This is a genomic window from Catenovulum sp. 2E275 (assembly GCF_025515275.1).
In the GTDB taxonomy this organism is placed as follows: Bacteria; Pseudomonadota; Gammaproteobacteria; order Enterobacterales; family Alteromonadaceae; genus Catenovulum.
This window is the reverse complement of record NZ_JAOPFU010000155.1, coordinates 1-301: the sequence shown is the minus strand read 5'-3', so window position 1 is coordinate 301 and position 301 is coordinate 1. Positions and strand designations below refer to the sequence as shown.

At 38.2% G+C, this 301-nt stretch carries 1 pseudogene; it reads left to right on the top strand.

Annotated features, from left to right (window positions below):
• Positions 1–29: 29 nt before the first annotated feature.
• Positions 30–301, top strand: a pseudogene (locus tag N7931_RS19660) (integron integrase); the annotation flags it as partial.

Here is a 301-nt window from a genome sequence, read left to right as displayed (position 1 = left end):
GTAAAGGGAATAAAGATCGCTGTACATTGTTGCCCGAAAATTTAATTGTCTTTTTACAGGCTCAAATTGAAAAAGCTAAACAGTTACATCAACAAGACATAAGAGATGGTTTTGGCCTTACTTCAATGCCTATCAGTTTGATCAAAAAATACAAGTCTGCAGCCAAAGATACTGCTTGGCAATATATCTTCTCATCAAGTGTTCGCTGCGCACATCCACAAGACGGCTATATTTGTCGTCATCATATTCACGAAACTGCATTTCGAAAACAACTCAGACTCGCAGTCAAGAATTCGGGAAT